This is a genomic window from Planctomyces sp. SH-PL14 (genome assembly GCF_001610835.1).
In the GTDB taxonomy this organism is placed as follows: Bacteria; Planctomycetota; Planctomycetia; order Planctomycetales; family Planctomycetaceae; genus Planctomyces_A.
In genome coordinates, this window is record NZ_CP011270.1 from 1,140,102 (window position 1) to 1,160,420 (window position 20,319).

The 20,319-nt window shown below is 66.5% G+C and carries 11 protein-coding genes; 6 read left to right on the forward strand and 5 right to left on the reverse strand.

Annotated features, from left to right (window positions below; genetic code table 11):
* Positions 1 to 40: 40 nt before the first annotated feature.
* The 3 genes from VT03_RS04560 to coaE form a co-directional block, all read right to left on the reverse strand.
* The gene (locus tag VT03_RS04560) at positions 41 to 3,028 is read right to left on the reverse strand and encodes a PSD1 and planctomycete cytochrome C domain-containing protein (RefSeq protein WP_075091895.1); all 2,988 of its coding nucleotides are present in this window, start codon (positions 3,026 to 3,028) and stop codon (positions 41 to 43) included.
* Positions 3,029 to 3,552: 524 nt separating this feature from the next.
* The gene (locus VT03_RS04565) at positions 3,553 to 4,173 is read right to left on the reverse strand and encodes a DUF309 domain-containing protein (protein ID WP_231870597.1); all 621 of its coding nucleotides are present in this window, start codon (positions 4,171 to 4,173) and stop codon (positions 3,553 to 3,555) included.
* Positions 4,174 to 4,635: 462 nt separating this feature from the next.
* Positions 4,636 to 5,253: a dephospho-CoA kinase gene (gene coaE / locus VT03_RS04570; RefSeq protein ID WP_075091896.1), complete on the reverse strand. Its 618-nt coding sequence runs from the start codon at positions 5,251 to 5,253 to the stop codon at positions 4,636 to 4,638.
* 192 nt (positions 5,254 to 5,445) lie between these two features.
* On the opposite strand from coaE, the gene VT03_RS04575 reads away from it, so the two are divergent.
* From VT03_RS04575 to VT03_RS04585, 3 genes are all read left to right on the forward strand, one after another.
* On the forward strand, positions 5,446 to 5,877 hold the full coding sequence (locus VT03_RS04575; RefSeq protein ID WP_231870598.1) for a SufE family protein: 432 nt from the start codon (positions 5,446 to 5,448) through the stop codon (positions 5,875 to 5,877).
* A gap of 22 nt (positions 5,878 to 5,899) precedes the next feature.
* Positions 5,900 to 7,186, forward strand: coding sequence for an aminotransferase class V-fold PLP-dependent enzyme (locus VT03_RS04580; RefSeq protein WP_075091898.1), 1,287 nt, complete (start codon positions 5,900 to 5,902; stop codon positions 7,184 to 7,186).
* A gap of 195 nt (positions 7,187 to 7,381) precedes the next feature.
* Positions 7,382 to 8,683, forward strand: a complete 1,302-nt coding sequence (locus VT03_RS04585) for a beta-ketoacyl-[acyl-carrier-protein] synthase family protein (RefSeq protein WP_075091899.1) — start codon at positions 7,382 to 7,384, stop codon at positions 8,681 to 8,683.
* A 56-nt stretch (positions 8,684 to 8,739) separates the two neighbouring features.
* Here VT03_RS04585 and VT03_RS04590 read toward each other — a convergent pair whose 3' ends face one another.
* The gene (locus tag VT03_RS04590) at positions 8,740 to 9,888 is read right to left on the reverse strand and encodes a glycosyltransferase (protein ID WP_075091900.1); all 1,149 of its coding nucleotides are present in this window, start codon (positions 9,886 to 9,888) and stop codon (positions 8,740 to 8,742) included.
* Between the two features lie 597 nt (positions 9,889 to 10,485).
* On the opposite strand from VT03_RS04590, the gene VT03_RS04595 reads away from it, so the two are divergent.
* Both VT03_RS04595 and folK read left to right on the forward strand, forming a co-directional pair.
* Positions 10,486 to 12,312 (forward strand): hypothetical protein, encoded by a 1,827-nt coding sequence (locus VT03_RS04595; RefSeq protein ID WP_075091901.1) that lies wholly within the window; start codon positions 10,486 to 10,488, stop codon positions 12,310 to 12,312.
* A gap of 208 nt (positions 12,313 to 12,520) precedes the next feature.
* Positions 12,521 to 13,258 carry a 2-amino-4-hydroxy-6-hydroxymethyldihydropteridine diphosphokinase gene (gene folK / locus VT03_RS04600; protein ID WP_075091902.1) on the forward strand — a complete coding sequence of 246 codons (738 nt, stop codon included), beginning with the start codon at positions 12,521 to 12,523 and terminating at the stop codon, positions 13,256 to 13,258.
* Between the two features lie 7 nt (positions 13,259 to 13,265).
* On the opposite strand, the gene VT03_RS04605 is transcribed toward folK, so the two are convergent.
* Positions 13,266 to 17,414 (reverse strand): DUF1592 domain-containing protein, encoded by a 4,149-nt coding sequence (locus tag VT03_RS04605; protein WP_197489193.1) that lies wholly within the window; start codon positions 17,412 to 17,414, stop codon positions 13,266 to 13,268.
* 379 nt (positions 17,415 to 17,793) lie between these two features.
* On the opposite strand from VT03_RS04605, the gene VT03_RS04610 reads away from it, so the two are divergent.
* Complete coding sequence (locus VT03_RS04610; RefSeq protein WP_075091904.1) at positions 17,794 to 20,145, forward strand: efflux RND transporter permease subunit; 2,352 nt, start codon at positions 17,794 to 17,796, stop codon at positions 20,143 to 20,145.
* Positions 20,146 to 20,319: the final 174 nt, after the last annotated feature.

Sequence of the window (20,319 nt, forward strand, 5' to 3'; positions counted from 1 at the left end):
CAACCTCAGGAGGGAGAGGACGGGGCGATGGCACCGCCGGTCACTCGACGTACAGGAACTCGTTGCTGTTCAGCAGCAACCGGCAGAGGTTCGCCAGACCGTGTCGCGCCGTGTAGGAGGCAAAGTCCGTCTGCTCGGGCGCGGTCGGCTCGCGAAGGAGGATCTCACGGAAGGCCTGGGCCGTCTGGATCTCGACGGTGGTCGGCAGACCGGTTGTAGCGACAACCGCGAGTCGGTCGGCCAGCAGCGAGCTGTGCCGCGTCACGAAAGGATTGTTGAGCAGCGTGAAGGCCTGCAGGGCCGTGATCGACTCCGTCCGGACGGGGGCGAGCTGGTCGCCGGCGGGGCAGTCCATCGACTCCATCAGCGGATCGGGGAGCGTCCGGAACAGAAAGCGATAGATCGAGCGGCGGGTGTTCGTCGGATCGTCCGGCAGGAACGCCACGTAATCGACCTTCGGAGTGACGTGGATCCCTGGAGACATGACAAACTGCCGGTCGGACGGTCCCCCCATCCGGTCGTTGAGGCGGCTCGTGAGCCGCAGGAGCGAGTCGCGGATCACCTCGGCGTCGAGGCGCGTGCGGTTCATCCGCCACAGGAGCCGGTTGTCGGCATCCATCGCCGTCGCCCGCGGATCGTGCGTCACCGCCTGCCGGTAGGTCCGGCTGAGGACGATCTCGCGATGGAGGGATTTGAGCGAACCGCCGCTGTCGCGCAGACGGAGCGCCAGCCAGTCGAGCAGCTCTGGATGGCTCAGGACGCCCCCCATCTTTCCGAAGTCATTCGGTGTCTCGACGAGCCCCTTGCCGAAGTGGTAGTGCCAGACCCGGTTCGCGATCGATCGCCAGAACAGCGGGTTGTCCTGATTGGTCATCCACCGGGCGAGCGCCGCCCGCCTCTCGGCTTCGTTCGCGCCAGCCGGGAGTTCAAACCGCGCGGGCAATTCTCCGAGGCAGGAGAGCGATCCTGGTCCGATCTCCTTCAGCGGACGAGTGATCTCTCCCCGCTGCAGCAGATGGACGGGACGCGGCGCTTCGGAGGGGCGATGGCTGCCGTCGGCGAGGAACGCGCCGGATCCGCTGTAGACCTTCGCCAGTTCGGGGAGCCGGGCCCGTTCGCGCGCGAGATGTTCATGCAGAAAGACGCGGTCGAGTTCCCGCTGCTCCTCCGCCGACCGCTCGGCGCGGGGCTTTCGCAGCGTCTGCGGATTCGCGACATGGACCGCCATCGTCAGCGATGGGGTCCGGGCCGAGGTCATGGACAGACGGAACCGGCCGAGCGTGTGCCGTCCCCCATGCTGCTGGTCGAGGACGATCTTCCAGGTCCCGCGAATCTCGGGAACGTTCTCCAGTTCGAAGACTGCCGCGTGGGGCTTTCCGACTTCCGGATAGATCCCCCAGGCGGTCTGAGGGTTTCCGTCGATCGCCCGTGTGATGTCCCATCCCGCCTGGTCGAAGTCCGCCTTCGCGGTCTTGATGGGGACTGCGACTTCGGCCCCGCCCCCTTCGGGAAGGATCGAGATCCGGACTTCCGAGAGATGCAGGTTGCCGTTGTCCTGGCGACCCGGCCCGCGCTGGTGCAGCGAATCGTCCGGCAGAACTTCCAGCCGGATCGCTGTCACGCCATCAACAGATGCCACCGCGGTGACGGTGCAGGTCTCGGTTTCCGGCGATGTCCCGGTCGCCAGGATACTTCCGTCCGGCTGCCGGCTGAGCGTCGCCCCTCCGGCTGATGTGACGTCGAGCGACGACACGACTGTCCACGTTTCCGGGTACGTCAGGAGGTCCTGTTCCCAGGTGGCCTGGGCCGCGCGAAGTGTCTCCGGGAGAGCGAACGTCCCTGCCTTCAGCTCACGCTCGAGCTCATCGAGTTCTCTCCGCCGACGGGCTGCCTGGGCCGTCGTGTCGAATGTCCGCGTCCCTTTGCCGGTCCCGGCAAAGACTGCCTGGAGACCGTAGTAATCCTCCTGCGAGATTGGATCGAACTTGTGATGGTGGCAGCGGGCACAGTGGACTGTCGTGCTCGTGAACGTCGACATGACGTTCGTCACGATGTCGTCCCGGTCGAGATACCGGGCGATCTGCCGGTCGAGCGTGTCCTCGCGGATGTCGCGGAGCGAGCTTTCGTCCCACGGACCGGCGGAAAGGAAGCCGAGAGCGCGGACCCGCGCCGGATCGTCCGGAGCGAGAACATCGGCCGCGATCTGCTCCGCCGCAAACTGCGGATACGAAACATCCGCATTAAGGGCTTCGATGACGTAATCCCGGTACGGCCAGGCGTTATCGCGGGGCCGGTCCTGGTCATGCCCATGCGTCTCCGCGAAGTGGACGACATCGAGCCAGTGCCGCGCCCATCGCTCCCCATAGGCGGGCGATGCCAGCAGTCGATCGACGAGTTCCTCGTAAGCCAGCGGCGACGGATCGGCGACGAACGCCTCGACCTCTGCAAACGAAGGAACCAGTCCCGTGAGATTGACGGTGACGCGGCGAATGAGGGTGCGGCGATCCGCCGGGAGAGATGGACCGAGCCCGTTCTCAGCGAGCCGCGCGCTGATGAACCGGTCGATCGGAGAGCGGTCGTTCTCGAAGGCTCGGGGCGGAACGGCGGGAGCGACGAGTGGCTGAATGGCCCACCATGTGCGCGGCGCTTCGTCGGTTGCCGGCGCTGTTCCTTCGGGCCACGGAGCGCCGGCCGCCAGCCACGTCCGCAGGAGTTCCACTTCGGACTCCGAAAGCGGTTTTCCTTCGGGCGGCATTCGCTCGTCTGCTGCGGAGGCGGTGATCCGGCGGATCAGGAGGCTTGGCGTTTCGGGCAACGCCTTCAGAAGAGAACCGCTGTCTCCGCCCCGTTCGAAACCCGCCTTGCGATCGAGACGCAACCCGCCGTTCGACTCGGTGGCGCCGTGGCATTCGATGCAGCGAGCCCGGAACAGTTCGACCGCGCGGGTGGCCAGCGTCGCGTCATCCCCCGCAACCATCCCGGTCCACAACGCGGCGAGGACGAAGACGGTGACGCGGGTCGTCGGCACAGGGGCACTCCACGCAGGTCGCGGCCTCCTCGGGAGACCGACCTACAGAATAAGGCCTCGCTTATGTGAGGGCGAGCGAAAGACCGGGTCCAGGGGTACCCTGGTGGGGAGTGCAGAGGGGCAACGCCCCTTTGCCCGCCGGAGGCTGACCGTCGAGAGATGTCTGAAGGAGATTGTGTCCAAGCGCGGACACCGTGTCGTAGGCCCCCTCACTAACCCCGCGGAGATTGCAAAGCGAGCGGTGAGTCCTCAACGCCGGTTCCACAAAGCGGACGTCCGTGGTTTACCATGGTTCCTCACAGAAGTGCCTCCGGCGGCAAGGGGGCGAGGCCCCCTTGACCCCGGCTGCCGTGGCACGTTGGGTTTGAGCTACGGACGCTGCGCCGGCAAGAGCGCCGCTTGAGGCCAGCAGGGCACATTCGTGACCCGACAAAAAAGAAACCGACGGCCCTTACGGACCGTCGGTGACATTGAACATTCCTCATTCGCCCCCTTCCCATTGAAAGAGGCCAGTCTCGAACCACTTACATCAGAGGCAGCGGCTCGGGAATCAGTAGGAACGGGAAGACGCGGAGCGGACGGCCGATCTCCAGGTCGTTGGGATACCGGAGCTGCGCGGCGCGGTCCGCGGCGAACTGAAGAAGCGTGAAGTCCAGGCCGCAGAACTGGTCGCGGTCCGACTCGGCGGCCACGTCGGCAAAGACTTCCCCGGCCGAGGCCGCATGGCGGCGGACACCGTGGATGCTCTCTTCGCGAACCTTGATCCCGGCGGCGGCCAGCTTGACGAGTCCCTTGAGGAACTTGCCGACTTCGGTGTCCGGACCGGACGCCTTCCACAGGCGGTCCCACTCATCATGGGCTTCCCAATAGAAGCCCAGGTTGAAGAAGTCGAGACCGATCAGATAGGACCGGCTTTCGGCCCAGCGGTCTTCGCGGAGCGGACGCGGCATCATCGGCCGCTGGTTGTAGCTGTGACCGCGCGGATCGCGGTACGGATGCGGCGTTCCCGACCCCGGAACGTGGGTGTACCGCGGCAACTCCGCTGAGCGGAGAAGGCGGACAAACTTCTTCATCTTCGGTGTCGGGATCTCTGGAGTTTCCGTGCTCATTTTCTTCTTCGACTTCGTCTTTTTCAGCATACCCATACCAGGCTCTCCAGACGGTCGCATGACGACAACAGCATCGCCGCGAAAATGATCCAGACACCGTCGATGGTGAGCGATTGTCGATCCGTCAGTCATGAGGATCACAGGCAGGCGGAAGACTCGTCGCAGCCCAGGCGGGGGATGGGGGCGGCGTCAAATCGACCGGCAAAAGTCAATCCAGCCGGTTTGACTTTCACGAAACCCATTAAATCATCGGACCGAAAAAATAACAGAGGGATTTCGGCAAAATGTCGAAACCGAAATCGTCGCGATGTCCCGGTCCCCCTCCGGCTTGCGTCATCCGCGCCGAATGACCGGATGAGCCTCTGTTCCTCAAGAAACGGCCGGATTTCCGCAATTGGTTTTGACGGTCCAGACCGCTCGGGGAATCTCCTGAGTCCATGACGTCTCATGAGCTGACGGCAGACATCGCGGCTGGATGCCGGAGGACTGCCGATGGGTCTACCGAGTATCGGCAGGAAGTGCGAACCGCTGTCGCAGTTCTTCCGCGAATTGCCCTGCTGCCGCTTCGACGGATCCGGCGTTGTCGACCACGAACGAGGAGCGCCGCCGCTTCTCGTCAAGTGGCAGCTGGCTCTTCTCCCGCATCTGCAGTTCTTCAAGCGACCAGCCCCGCGTTGCCGCCCGCGCCGCCCGCTCTTCGAGCGGCGTATCGATGAACGCCACCGTGTCGCAGATCTCGTCCCAGCCGCTCTCCAGAAGGACCGGCGCGTCCAGAAGGATCACGTCGACCTGCGGGGCGGCGCGGGCCTCGCGAAGCTGGGCCTCCAGATCGGCCCGGATCCACGGATGGACGATCCGTTCGAGGTCGCTGCGATTCCGCTGATGTTCAGGGGTTGGCCCGAAGACCTCCCGCGCAAGTGTTTTTCGATTCACCTCTCCATCGGCCCCGAGGATCCGCTCTCCGAACCGCTCGACGAGCCGCCTGCGGATTTCTGCGTCATGAAGAGCCCGATGCCCGGATTGATCGGCGTCCAGCGTCAGGATCCGCCAATGCCGGGCCAGGGCCCGCGCGACGGCGCTCTTCCCAGCGGCGATCCCTCCGACAAGACCGATCACGGGGATGCGAGGCGCGGCCGATGAAGTGGGGGACGTCGGGACCAAGTGGCGTTGTTCTCAGGAGTTGGAACGGATCGGCGGTCGAGGGCCATCCTCAAGCCGCCCCCTAGAAACGTCAAGCGGTCCTTTTCATTCAGGGCCCCCTCCTTAGAATCGAAGCTCTGTCCCGCGCAAATCCCTTCAGGAAACGTAGTGTCCACTTTGTCCGCGATGACCCTCGATGAGCTGATCCAGGAGTTTGACGACCTGGGGGACTGGGAGGCGCGATGCGACTTCCTGATCGACCTGGGCAAAGAGCTTCCGAAACTCGACCCGGTGAACCGCACGGAGGAGAACCGGGTCCACGGCTGTCAGAGCAACGTCTGGCTCGTCGCCGAGATCCACCGCCGTGCCGATGGAGAGCCGGAAGTCGAGTTTGTTGCCAACAGCGACGCCATGATCGTCAGCGGTCTCATTGCCGTCCTGTCCATCATCTATAACCACCACACGCCGGCGGAGATCCTGGCGACCGATATCACGGGGATCTTCAAGCGTCTCGAACTGGACCGGCACCTCAGCCCGCAGCGGCGGAACGGCCTGTTCGGGATGGTGAAGCGGGTGCGGGAGATCGCTGCCCACGCTTGAACGCGGCGGCGAGGAGCATGCCATGACGATCGAAGCGACCACCGCCGAATCCTCTCCGCCGGCTCGCCGGGCGTATGACGTCGAAGCGATCCGGGCCGACTTTCCCGCGCTGCAGCAGAGGCTCCCCAGCCGCAAGCATCCCGAGGGGCTGCCGGTCACCTATCTCGACACCGGCGCCTCGGCCCAGAAGCCGCAGGTGGTGATCGACAAGGAGCGGGAGGTTTACGAGAAGTACTACGCCAACGCCTATCGCGGCGTGTACCGGTTCGGGGCGCTCGTCGACGAAGGGCTGGAGGAATCCCGCGACAAGGTGGCCCGGCTGATCGGAGCCGCCTCGTCCGACGAGGTGATCTTCACCAGCGGCACGACGATGTCGATCAACCTCGCCGCGCACGCCTACGGAAAGAAGATGCTCTCGGCGGGAGACGAGATCCTCCTGAACGAGATGGAGCACCACGCCAACCTCGTCCCCTGGCAGATGCTGGCCAAGGAAATCGGCGCGGTCCTGCGGTTCATCCCCCTGACGGCCGATGGCCGGCTCGACCTGTCCCAGCTCGACGCCGTCCTGACGAAGAAGACCAAGCTCCTGGCGGTCACCGGGATGTCGAACGTCCTGGGGACGCTCAATCCCGTCGGGCTCCTGGCGGAACGGGCCCACGCCGTCGGCGCGAAGATCCTTGTCGACGCCGCGCAGAGTGTTCCGCACGTCGAGACGAACGTGGTCCGGGACGGGATCGACTTCCTCGCCTTCTCGGGCCACAAGCTTTACGGGCCGAGCGGCGTGGGGGTGTTCTACGGGCGGGCGGAACTGCTCGACGCCATGGATCCGTTCCTCGGCGGCGGGCACATGATCGAGCGGGTTTACCGCGATCACGCGACCTGGAGCGTTGCTCCGGCCAAATTCGAGGCCGGGACGCTGCCGATCGCCCAGGCGATTGCTCTCGGAACCGCGGTCGACTACGTCCAGGCGATCGGGATCGACGCGGCCCATGCCCATGAACAGGCGCTGGTCGCCTACGCAGCGGAGCGGATGCAGACGATTCCGGGGCTGAAGATCTTCGGACCGCCGATCTCCGACCGGGGGGCGATCCTGAGCTTTGAAATGGACGGGGTCCATCCGGAGGACCTGGCGCAGCTCCTCGACCTGCAGGGGGTCTTCGTCCGGCACGGGCACCATTGCACGATGCCGCTGCACGATCTCCTGGGAATTCCCGCGTCAGTCCGGGCAAGTTTCGGGCTGTACAGCAACCGCGAGGACGTGGATCGCTTCTGTGCCGCTCTTGAGACGGCCCGCCACAAGCTCTTGTAATTCCGTCTGTTACGGCCGCTCTCTCCTTAGCGAACCTCGGTTTTGGGGCCATTCGCCGGGGGAGGATGTTTTCCTAGGTAAAGGCATCTGTTACCCTTTCCGACGGTCAGGCGTGTCAGAAATGACGCATTTCAGTGAACCGGCGTGCTCCTCGCCCGGGCAGGCGAGTGCGTGTCCCCTTTGAATCGCGGACAAATGACAGAGAGAGACGGACGAGTCGTCATTACGGGGCTCGGCATTATCAGCCCCATCGGGATCGGCGCGGAGGCCGTGACCGCGAGCCTCCTGGAAGGCCGTTCCGGAGTTGCGCCGCTCAAGAGCTATCAGGGTTCCGCGCTGCCGAATCAGCTGGCGGCGGAAGTCATCGATTTCAACGACGAGAGCGCTAAGAAGGTCTACCTCAAGGACCAGCGGAAGTGGATCAAGGTGATGTGCCGGGAGATCCAGCTCGGCAGCGCCGTCGCCACGCTGGCCCTCAAGGACGCCGGGATCGACACCGACAATTTTCCCCATGAGCGGCTCGGCGTCGAGTTCGGCGCGAACCTGATGTGCTTCGCTCCCGACGCCTTCTCCGATCCGATGCGGGTCTGCGTCGACGAGAAGGGGGACTTCGTCTTCTCCAAGTGGGGGGGCCAGGGGAAGGACAAGCTCGAGCCGCTGTGGCTGCTCAAGTATCTCCCGAACATGCCGGCCTGCCACATCGCGATCAATGCCGATGCCCGCGGGCCGAGCAACTCCCTCACGCTCGATGAAGCGTCCGGCAACGTCACGATGCTCGAAGCCCTCAGCGTCATCCGCCGCGGGGCGGCGGACGCGATGGTTGTCGGGACGACCGGCAATCGCCTGACCCCGACCAAGACAATCCAGGCCCGCCTGTGGGAAGAACTCGCCCGGGGCGAAGACGACCCGCGGCATCCCTGCAAGCCGTTCGACAGCAAGCGGTCCGGCCAGGTGATCGGCGAAGGGGCGGCCAGCGTCATCGTGGAAGGGGAGGCCAAGGCCCGCGAACGCGGCGCCAAGATCCTCGCCCGCGTCCTCGGCGGTGGAGCTTCGTGCGTCGCCGACAAGGATGGCGTGGGGGATGTCCGCAAGGCGGTCGGCAATGCGATCCGCAACGCCCTCCACTCGACGGGACTCCAGCCCGACCAGATCGGCCACATCAGCGCCCACGGCACGGGAACCCGCGCCGGTGACCTCGCGGAAGCGGCTGGAATCAAGGACGCCTTGGGCGCGACCGGCGGCCGGATTCCGGTTACCGGGTTCAAGGGGGCGGTCGGCAACAGCGGTGCGGCCTGCGGCAGCATCGAGCTCGTGGCGGGTCTCCTGGGAACGGCCCGCGGCGTCGTGTGGCCGACAATCGGGACGACCGCGCCCGATCCCGAGTGCGGCCTGAACGTCATCACCGGGAAGCCGCTCCCGATCGACAACAAGACGTTCCTCAAGATCAGCTACACGAACTGCGGCCAGGCCTCGGCGATCGTCGTCCAGGGGCTCTGAGGTTCGGCTGGCTGTCTGCCGGATGTGTCCTGCGGGGCGGTGTGTGAGCACCGCCCTCATTGACCACGCTGGCTGTTGCGCTCGATCAGGCTTGAGTAGAGCCGCTCATACTGCGCTGTAATCGCCGCTACGGAGAACTGCTGGCGGAGGTGCTCGACGGCGCTCCGCGTCCGATCGGCGGCCGAGTCTCGATCGGTCAGGACGCGACCGATCGCCGAGACGAGATCCGGCACGGAGTCGATCGGCACCCGCAGCCCGAACTCGTTATTCCCGAGCAGTTCCGGGATCCCCTCGGCCTCTGTCGAGACCACGGGACAGCCGGCGGCCATCGCTTCGAGGACGACGTTCGGCATCCCCTCCCAGCGGGAAGTCAGGACGAACGCCGACGCGTCTCGCAGGAGCGAGGGAACATCGCGGCTGCGGCCGATGAGGTGGACCCGGTCTTCGATCTGAAGCTGCCGCGCCTGCTGCCGTAAGCCTGACTCCAGCGGTCCCTCCCCAGCGATCACGAGGTGGAGATCGGGGAACGACGGAACCAGTTTCCCGAGGGCCGCCAGGAGGACGTCCTGGCCTTTCTGCGGCGAGAGGCGGCCGACGTTGACCAGGACCCGCGCGCCGGGCGGGAGCCCCAGAGTGGAGAAGTCGACGGCGGGCACGTGCTGGTACGCCTCGACGTCGATCGCGTTGGGGATGACCGTTGTCCGCTCGGGAGCGATTCGCATTCGGTCCCGGGCAAAGCGGGCCACCCCTTCGCTGACGCAGACGTGATGCGTCACCAGCCCTCGCGTGGCCCGTTCGAGGGCGATGTGCCAGGGATGTTCGCGGTCGGCGACCCGGATCCCGGAGACGACGATCGGGACGCCCGCGAGGGGGGCGGCCAGGCGGCTGACGATGTTCGCGTGAAACAGGAACGACTGGATCAGGGCGGGGCGGAGGTCGCGGAGCTGGCGTTTAAGCCGCCAGACGACGCCGACATCGAATCGGCGGCGGACGTCGAGGCATGTGACCGGGACGCTTGCCGACCGGATCTCGCCGGCGAGCGGTGTGTCGGGGCCGAGGCAGAAGACGTGCGGTGACCAGCGTTCCCGGTTGAGGCTTCGGACGAGCCGTGCCATGGCCCGTTCCGCTCCACCCGGATCGAGTTCCGTGATGCAGAAGGCGATCGGCCGCGGCGCGAGACCAGACTGATCGGGCCGTTCGGGCATTCGTGGAAGCGGGGGGGAAAGGCGAGGGGCTGGCGACGGATTGTATCTGAGGTTCCGTGTGCCGTTTCGTCAATCACGTCCTGGCCGGCGCCCCCATCCGGGTCCAGGGGCACCCTGGTGGGGACTTCAGAGGGGCCTGTGTTGTTTTGCTGGCCCTTTGCCCGCCGGAGGCCGTCTCGTCGGACACCTTCGGAAGGGGCGTGTGTCCAAGCGCGAACACCGTGTCATATGCCGCCTCACCAACCCGCGGGGATTGCAGAGCGAGCGGTGAGTCCTCAACGCCGGTTCCACAAAGCGGTCGTCCGTTGCTTACCCCGGTTCCTCATGGAAGTGCCTCCGGCGGCAAGGGGGCCAAGAAAACGACACAGACCCCCTTGCCCCCCGGCTGCCGTAGCACGTTGGGTTAAAGCGGGCATCGTCGTCCCGGCAAGAACATCGTCCGGGCCGGCGAGACAGGACACTTCGGTTCTTGCAGATTCTCTAACCACCATCCAGCACACGAAGCCCACGGACTTCACGCCGTACTCAGACGTGAGATTCCAGCCCGCTTCTGCCATCATCTCCCACCGTCGCATCCTTCGGAACAAAGCGGAGTTCATGAAGCGGCTCGTCCCCCTCCTGATCGCGGCCGTCGGCGGCATCGCCCTCATCGTGGCCTACTTCCTCCCCGCCACCGAATCGTGGGGAGTGGAGCTCGCCGTCTGGTTCGACATCCTCGCGGCGATCGCCTTCATCCTCGGCGGCGGAAACCTCCTCAAGGTCCACCTCCAGAAGGTCAGCGAAGGGAAGGCGGGCTGGGGCTACTCCGGCCTCATCATTGCCTCGTTCCTGGTGACGCTGATCTGCGGCCTGTGGAAGGTCGGCTCGAAACCCGCGGACAACACCGAGCACTACGGCGAGACCTTCGCGACACTCCCCGTCGAAACGCTCCCGGTCTTCACCGTCCCGCGCCCCCCCTCCGCGATAAGCATCCCGAAACCGCCGCTGTCCCTCCGCCGACAGTTCTCCGTCACCGCCGACGAACTCCGCTTCCAGGGTTGGCCAACGCCGATCCAGGCCAACGACCTCACAGGGCTGCGGCCGGAACTCGAATGGCAGTGCGCCGTCGAGACACTCCTCGGGAAGGCGGTCCCCCCTCCTGAACTGGCCGGGAAGATCGCCTACTACGCCGACGACCGAGCCCTCAGCGTCCGCGGCACCATCTCCCCGACTCAGGAGTCGGCTCTCCGCTCGCTCCTCGGCGACTCCGCCCCGGCGAAGCAGGCGGTCGATGAGCTCGCCGCCGCCGCCCGCAAGGCGACATCCGTCCCGGTCCCCCAGGCATCGGCGCCGCCAGGCTGGGCGATTCCCGAGCCGCAGCGCGAGGCGGTCACGCTCGCCGACGGCCAGCTCCGCGTCCTCGGTCCGGTCTCCACCGGTCTGCGGAACGCGATGGCGGACGAATGGTCGAACTGGCCGCGGCTCCGGCCGAAGTCGAAGGACCAGCGGACCGCGTACCTGGCCGAACTCACGGGGGCCGCGCCCTGGAGCCCTCCACAGATCACCGCCTTTGAGCGGCAGCTCGAGGCCGTCTGGACGCCGGTCCAGCTTCAGACGGCCGTCGACATCGCGGGGGTCCCCGCCCCCTCCGAGAAGACCGCTTGCGAATGCCTCGCCGAGAAACAGGCGGGCGCGACCGACATTCAGCGGACCGTCCCCCCGACCGGCTCCCCGCAGACGCTGAACGCGGCCCAGGTCGCCGTTCTCGACCGCCTGGCCTACGACCCGGCCAGCACGCCGGACCAGTTCGTCTCCGAAGTCACGGCCGCGGGCCCGCTCTCCCCGCCGCAGGCCGCCGCCATCCGCCGGTTCCTGGCCGCGGCTCCGACGGTTGCCCAGTTCGAGCGGGATCTTTACTTCGCCGTCCGCAAACTCGGTCCCGTCACCGCCGAGCAGGCGGAGCGGCTCCTGGCCGGGTTTCGCCGGCAGTTCGAGTGGCGACAAACCATCGGCCGCCTCTTCGTCCTGGCCCACCAGCCCAAGTCCCCCTGGTCCGGCGACTACACCGAGCAGGGGACCCCGTTCTGGTGGATCTACCTCTACGTCCTCCAGCCCCTCATGACGACGACGTTCGCGCTCCTGGCGTTCTACGTCGCCTCCGCCGCCTTCCGGGCGTTCCGGGCCAAGAACCTCGAAGCCTCCGTCCTGCTCATCACCGCCTTCATCGTGCTGCTCCGGAGCACGCCGATCGGCGCGAGTCTCTCGGGCCTCCTGCCGGAGGAACTGAGCTTCCTCAAGCTCGACTCCCTGACCGCGTTCATCATGAAGGTGCCGAACACCGCCGGGAACCGGGCGATCATGATCGGCATCGCCCTCGGGATCGCCGCCACGAGCCTCAAGATCCTCCTCGGCCTCGACCGCTCCTATCTGGGCTCGGATGACTAGGCTGTCGTCGATGTCCAAGCGAGGCGGCTCTGGTCCGGACCAAGAGCTAAACACCAAGACACCAAGATTTCACGAAGGCCACCAAGGGATTCGTCTCCCCGGCGCTGCTCGATCATGAACCTGGCAGCACTCCGTCGACACCAACAGGCCTCAATCGTTGTGCTCTTGGTGCTCCCCTTGGTGCCTTGGTGTTTAACCAACAACGGCTATGCAGACCCTCTACCACCTCGGCTTCGGCGGGAACCTCGGCGACGTCGCCGCCACGATGCGGCGGGCCCTGACGCTCTTGGATGAGTCCGCCGGGACCGTCGTCGCCGCGAGTTCGCTCTACCACACCGCTCCGATGGGAACGGAGGCCGGAACCGGCTATCAGAATGCGGTCGTGGCCCTCTCCTCGGACTGGTCGCCCCCCGCCCTCCTGGCGATCACGCAGCAGATCGAGCGGGAATGCGGCCGCGAACGGCTGATTCACTGGGGGCCGCGGACGCTCGACATCGACCTGCTGCTCGCCGGACCGACCGTCATTCAGGCTCCGACGCTGACGATTCCGCACCCGGGACTGGCATACCGCCGCTTCGCCCTCGACCCGCTCGTCGAGATCGCCCCCACCGCGCGGCATCCGCTGTGGAATCTTCCGGTCCGGGAGATCCAGGCCGCCCTTCGCCAGCGGCCCCTGCCGGTCGCCGTCCGAACCGAGTCCCCGTTTGGACGCCGGGCGCTCCTCGAACAATGGCCTGAGTCCCTTCGCCGGCAGATCGCTCTGGCACCGGCGGACCACGGGCCTGACCGCGCGGGCCGGTGGGTGATCGATCTCACGTCGTCGGTCCCCAACACGACGCCATTCCACCTCACGTTGGAGGGGATGACGTCGCTGGAGCGGCTGGAGGAGATCCTCTCGGCGATGCTCGACGAGCCGCAGGTGATCGGCGCGCTCGCCCCAGCCTGAGACGGGATCATTCGTCCGTCGTCGCGATCCCCTGATAGGCCCGCCCGCGGATCTCGCGGAACTGCCGGCTCCCCACGATCAATTCGATCGCCCGCGAGACGCGGTAGCCGTTCGCCTGGAGGTCCGCGTGCATCGCGTCGAGGAGCGGTTCGTCCGAAAGCTGGACGCCGCGGCCGAGGGCGTAACCGAGCAGCTTGCGGCAGAACTGCCGGACGAACGCCTCGCGGCGGGTGTTGACGAGGTAGTTCCGCAGTCCGTCGAGTCCGGCAAACTCCGTCCCGTCGACGAGCTTCGCTCCGGTATCGATGACCCGCCCGGCGGCGTCCTTCTCGCGGCGGCGACCGATGGCGTCGAACGCCTCCAGCGAGAAGCCGAGCGGATCGATCCGGACGTGACAGCCGGAGCAGCGGACGTCGCTCGTATGCCGCTCGGTGATCTGCCGCATCGTGAGCTGGTCCGAGCCCTCCTCCTCGGGAAGCTGCGGGACGTCCTTGGGAGGCTTCGGCAGTTTTTCGCCGAGGAGCACTTCCGAGACCCAGTTCCCCCGCAGGATCGGACTCGTTCGCGAGGCCCCCGACTGCTTGGCGAGCGTTGCACCGAGGCCCAGGATTCCCCCGCGGCCGAACCGCGCGGCTTCGTCCACCCGCCGCCATTCCTCGCCGGCGACGCCCGGAATCGCGTAGTGCTCCGCGAGCGGGGCGTTGACGAAGAGGTGGTCGGCGGTGAGGAGTTCGAGAATGGAACCGTCCCGCCGGATCCAGTCGGCGAAGAAGACGATCGCCTCCTCCTGAAGGTCGTCCCGGAGCCCGGCGAACGTCGGGAAGTGGGTCTCGCTCTTCTCGTCGAGCGTGGCGAAGTCGTAGATGTGCAGCCACTGGCAGGCGAATTCCGACGCCAGCCGCCGCGCCCGCGGATCGCCGATCATCCGCCGCGTCTGCCGGAGGATCTCGTCGTCGGACGCCAGCCCTTGTGGGCTCGCCCTCAGCAGTTCGTCATCGGGCGCTGACGCCCATAGGAAGTAGCTCAGCCGGCTGGCCAGCTCGGTCCCGTTGACCGGAGCCGGCTGGTTCCCTTCCGGGGACGACTCGAGCCGGTACAGGAAGGCGGGAGAGACCAGCAGCCGGGCGAGAGTCAGCCGGAATGCCTCGTCGTGCGGGAGACCTTCGTCGCGCAGCGCCCGGTAGAGCGCCGCCACAGCGTCGCGGTCTCGGCCGTTGTCCAGTCGGCGGAAGGCCTGGCTGGCGAATCGCCCCAGGGCTTCGAGCTGCCGCGGCTCGGCGGCCAGCCGCGCGGCCCGGTAGGCGTCGGCCCGATCGTTGATGGGCTTTCGCAGCGGCTCGAACATCTTCGGATCGCCGTCCTGCGAGGCGTACTCCAGAAGCTGCAGGAACGCGTCCACGCTCGTCAGCGCGTCGCCGCTTACGAAGCGGAGCTCCCCCCAGAGCCGGTCGAGCTCAGCCCGCTCCTGGTCGCCGAGCATCAGGTCGACGAGCGGGGCATCCTCGCGATGGAACAGCGTCAGCGTGATGACTTCGTCAACGGGAACGATCTTGGTGTAGCAGGCGACGACCGGGAACCAGCGTCGGAAGGCGTCGAATCCCTGAACGTACTGCGTCTGCAGCCCCCCTTCGGTGACGAGGATCGGAACGTCCGGCCAGAGTTCGTCCGGCCGCGCGTCGGCGACCGCGGCGGCGTCGATCTGCACACTCGCCCCCGAGGTCCCCGCCGCCGTGACTGTCGCGGTCGTGACGAACTCGGCGTTTCGAACGAGGTCGGCGGGGAATGTCACCGTCTCGTGGTGCGGCTTGTCCGCCGGACAGGTCCGGTCGGTTGTCGCTTCCTTGCGTGCGAGGTCGGAGAATCCGACGGTCGACAGTAGCGGTCCCCCGACCGACGAGAGTTGGCGGTAGAGTTGCTCATCGGCGGGGGCGAGGCCGGCCGGCTGCGTGCTCTTCAGCAGCGTCTCGACTGCCTGCGCCAGCTCGGCCCGCTTGGCTGGATCGGTCTCCCCCTGCCAGCGGCCCAGGAGCGACCCGGGAGGAATCACCGGCGCCTGGGCCGTCGCCGCGACCGGCTCCGTGTAGAAGTGCCACACGCCGCCGTGTCCCGCGCCATCGGCATGCGGGTTTCCGGCGAGGACATCCGGCGTGACATCGCGAGTGAGTACCCACTGCCGGGAGTCTTGGCCGATCCCTCGGATCGCCAGTTCGACATCGGTGAGGTCGCACGAATGGTTGCCGTCCCGCGGGCCGATCACGAGGGAAACGAGGTCCCCCGCCTGGATCGCGAACCGCTCGATCGGCCCCCCGGCCTGCGGGGCGTTGCCGTGAGCGATCCCCGCGGCGAGCCGCTGCCGCAGCGCCCCTCGCCGCAGTTCCAGGCTCCAGGTCACGCCGTTGCCGCACTCGGGATGGGCATGCGTCGCCCGGGACTCGATTCGGAACTCGCCGGCGACCGGGGCCCGCCATCCGACGGAGACGTTCAGCGTCGGGGACGGGTGAACCGTGACAGCGTGGCCTGCCATCCGGCCCGGAATCCGGACGTCCTGATCACTGGAGTTCGCCAGCACGAGGGGCGTGGCGTCGCTCCCCCAACCGCGGACAAAGTCATACTGCTGCGCCCGCTCGATCCGGTTCGTCAGGTGGTCGAGCTTGAGGGCCGCTTCGCCCCCGATGCCGAGGTAGCGGAACCAGGTCGCCAAGACCTCCGGATCGATGCGGTTGGTGGCCGCCAGGGCCGCAACATCCACCGGCCCTGTCGACCGGGCCGCTTCCGCCGCGGCGGTCAGCGCCTCGGCGGCGGACTCGAACAGCATCTCGCGTTGGGCCTCGACCCGCGCCAGGTAGGCGGGGACGTCGGCGAGCGCAAGATCCCCGCGGCCGGGGATCGACAGTCGGGGCTGGGCGAGCGTGACGGTGCCGGCATTCGCGTCGGAGCCAGCCGTGGGACGGATCTGGATCCGGAACGGAACCTCGGCCGCGCCTTCCGGGGGTGCGAGTTTGAGGCGGATCTCCTGACGCGTCGTGAGCGGGTTGACCGCGACGACCCACGGCCGCATGTGGCCGACGGTCTGGAACCGGGTGAGCGCTCCCTGCCAGCGATGGACGAACTCGACGAGGGAGGGAACATCCTTCTCCCCCGCCGCGTTCCACCGCTTTCGCAGCGGGTCGATCAGAGGGGAACGCTCACGAGCGCTGAGAAGGTTCCAGAGCCCCGAGAGGTATTTCTCGTTGAGCTTCTCCCGCGACGCGATTTCGGAGACCGAGACAGCCCCGGACCGCAGTGCGTCGCGATGGACCACCGTCGCCCGCAGGTAGCGGTCGATCGGAATCCGTCCCCCGCCGTTCGTATCGAAGATGATCCCCTGGAGATTGACCCGCGTCGCCCCCTCGCTGTCCGTGTACCGCGAGTAGAACTCCTTGATCCGCTGGACCAGCTCGTTCGTGTGGTCGCTCTTCGTGTCGCCGGCGGAGAAGCGGAAACCGTCGGGGAGCAGGACCGCGTGCTCGGCGATCCCCTTGGCGGCGTCGAGGTACTTCGTCAGGAGGGCTGGCGACATGACCGTCGCGGCGCCGGCGTTCGTGAACCCTTCCCCCGCGGCGCTGTCGGCCGGGAACTCGGAGGCGGGGCTGAGGGGGACGCCGGTCAGGTCGTGGATCGTGAAGGTGTATTCCGCGTTGCTCAGCCGCCGCATGACGACCGGGCCGGGGTCTCCCGCGCCCGCGTAGGCTTCCGCCCGGAGGTAGTCCCGGATCCAGTCCCGCAGCTCCTTCTTCTGCTCGGCGGTCGGCTGGTCGGCCTTCTTCGGCGGCATTTCGCCGAGGTCGAGCATCTCCGCGACCTTGATCCAAGCCGCCGGATCGCGCCGGACGGCGCTAAGGTCGCTGAACCGGACGAGATTCAGGTCGCCGTCCGGAGTGGTCTCGCCATGGCAGTCGAGGCAGAACTTCGCCAGCGTCTTCTGGACCGGCCCCGCGAAACGCTGCCGCAGTTCCGGAAACCCGACCGGCGGGACCGGGTCCGCGGCCGGGACCCGGTCCGTGACGAGGCCCAGCGTCAGGAGCACGAATGGGACGATCCGGACCGGGCGTCCAACCGCTCCGAGAACGCGGATCACGAGATTGTCACGGAGCGAAGGCCACAGAGTCACAGGCATGAACGACGTTTCCCGGAGGCGCGGGGCGGACTCGATCCTCATTTCAGCACATTCCGATGGAAACGTCTCGCGACTCGGGAGTCGGCTTGAAAACACTGCTGCGCTATCCAATGTCGCCGCTCCTGCTGTCGCTCTCATTCCGGAGAATGGCCGCCAGCGCTCCCTCCGGACCGCGGATGAGGAAGTTTCCAACGGCCGTCGCAGGCCGCAGGCATGATGCATTCCGCCGGCCGCTCACGGTTTGCGCCCGGATGGCCCGGCCGCGATTCGTCCCGTCCGGGGGGCGTGCTACATTACCCTGTCGGGTGTTCCCAGGTGGGAGCGGCGTGTCCCCGATCGCCTTATGTCCATTTGTGCTGCACGGAACGGCGGGGATTCGTTGACCACTGGAGACCCTTCCCACTCACGAATCGACCGCCTGACGGAGTTCCTGATCCGCAACCGGGGGGGACTGTTCCTGGCGGCGGTCGTGCTGTCGCTGCTGTGCATCTGGCCCGCTTCGAAGCTCGAGCTCGACGAATCGATCGAATCGTTCTTCGCTCCGGACGATCCGCTTCTGCAGGCCTACGTCGACAGCAAGGCGAGCTTCGGGGCGGATGAATTCGTCCTCGTTGCCTATCCGACCGACCCGCCGCTGATCGAGAAGCCGTCCGGCAAAGAGGGGAAGACCCGGATTGCCCTCAACGAGGAAGTCCTCGACGAGAGCCGGGACTTTGCCCGGGAGCTGAACCAGGTCCCCGGCGTCCGCCCGGAGAGTACGCAGAGCCTGCACCGGACGCTGCGGCCTTTCGACGACGCCCTGAGCCCGATCAATCTCCCTCCGATCGCGCGGCGGGCCCTCGTCTTCCCGGCGAAGCTCCAGCGGCTGGTTGAGATGTCCCGCAAGGTCCTCCTCAGTGAGGACAGCAAGACGGCCGCGATCATCCTGCGACTTCTCCCCGAGTCCCCCGATATTTCCCGGGCGGAAGTGTTCCGTCAGCTGCGGGTCCTGGCGGCGAAGCACAACCCGCCGGCGATGGTGGCGGGCGAGCCGGTCCAGGTGAACGACATGTTCCGGTACGTCGAGCAGGACGGCCTGATCCTGGGTGTCGCCACATCCGCTCTCCTGATCGTCATCATCCTGGCGATGTTCCGGAACCTGCGGTGGGTGGTCATTCCCCTGCTGATCGTCCACATCAACCTCGTCTGGACGAAGGCGTTCCTGGTCCTGACCGGGATGAAGCTGAGCATGGTCAGCTCGATGCTGACCTCGCTGACGACGATCATCGGGATCTCGACCGTGATGCACATCACGGTCATCTACCGGGAGCGGCGGGCTCACCTCGACTCCATGGAGGCGCTCAAGCAGACGTTCCGCGAGCTGCTGATTCCGGTCTTCTGGACGATCGTCACGACGGCGATCGGGTTCCTGTCGGTCATGACGAGCGGGATCGTCCCGGTCCGGAGCTTCGGCGTCATGATGACGGTCGGGACGATGCTGGTCATCCCGGCGTGCCTCATGATCATTCCGGGGGGGATCCTGCTCGGAAAATTCTCCACCGACCCCCGGCACGCCCCCGGCGAGGAGCGGCTGGTGAGCGGACTGCGGCGGCTCTCCGACTGGGTCGGCGCCCATCCGAAGTCCCTGTCGGTCGCCACGATTCTCGTTTCGATCGTCGGCATCTGGGGCTGTTTCCGGCTGACGGTCGAGACCGACTTCAGCCGGAACTTCCGGGCGGGGAGCCCGATCGTGCAGGCGCTCGAGTTCTTCGAGTCGCGTCTCGGCGGTGTCGGGAACTGGGAGGTGAACTTCCCCGCTCCGACGGCGAAGGAGCCGATCACCGAGGAGTTCCTCCAGAAGGTCCGCGATCTGTCGACCGACCTTCAGACGCTCAAGACGCCGCAGGGGATCGGCCTGACGAAAGTCGTTCCGATCACCGAAGGGCTCGACTTCGTCCCTCCGGTCGCCGCCAGCACGATCGAGGAGAAGCTGGACGTGATGCGGATGATGCAGCCGGAGTACATCCCCTCGCTCTACAACAGCGACAAGGGGCGGATGCGGATCGTGCTGCGGGCCTTTGAACGGCAGCCGGCCGAGGTGAAGCTGGAGCTGATCCGCCGCGTCGAAGAGACCGCCAAGAAGTATTTTCCGGACGCTCACGCCACCGGGCTCTACGTGCTGCTCGCCAACCTGATCTCGAGCCTGATGGCGGACCAGATCTCGAGCGGCCTTGTCTCGGTGGCGGGGATGACGCTCAGCGTGTGGCTGGCGTTTCGGAGCCTCGGCTTCGGCGTCGTGTCGCTGGCTCCCAACATCCTTCCGATCCTGTGCGTCATCGGCGGGATGGGGTGGATGAACATCCCGATCAACATCGGGACGGCGATGATTGCCAGCGTCGCGATCGGGTTCACGATCGATTCGAGCGTGCACTACTTCGCGGGGTATGTCGCCGAGCGGAAGAAGGGGCTCAGCCGGGACGATGCGATCCGGGAGACGAGTTCGCATGTGGGACGGGCCCTCGTTCTGACGAACGTGGCCCTTGTGATCGGTTTTTCGGTGCTGGCCCTGTCGAACTTCATCCCGCTGGTTTACTTCGGGGTGCTGGTGAGCCTGGCGATGCTGGGTGGCTTAGTCGGGAACCTGATCATGTTGCCGGTGATGCTGCGGTGGTTGCCGGATTCGGCGGGGCTGCACAATGTTCCGCAGCCCGTGTCGGAGCCGGTGGCCGCGGCCGCGAGTGCGCCGGCCTGAACGGTGTCCTTGCCGGCACGACTCGATAGCTCAAACCCAACGTGCCACGGCAGCCTGGGGTCAAGGGGGACGTCCCTTTTGTGATACCGGCGTTGAGGACTCACCGCTCGCTCTGAAGTCTCGGCGGGTTGGTGAGGGGGCATCCGGCACGTTGTCCGCGTTTGGACACGCGCT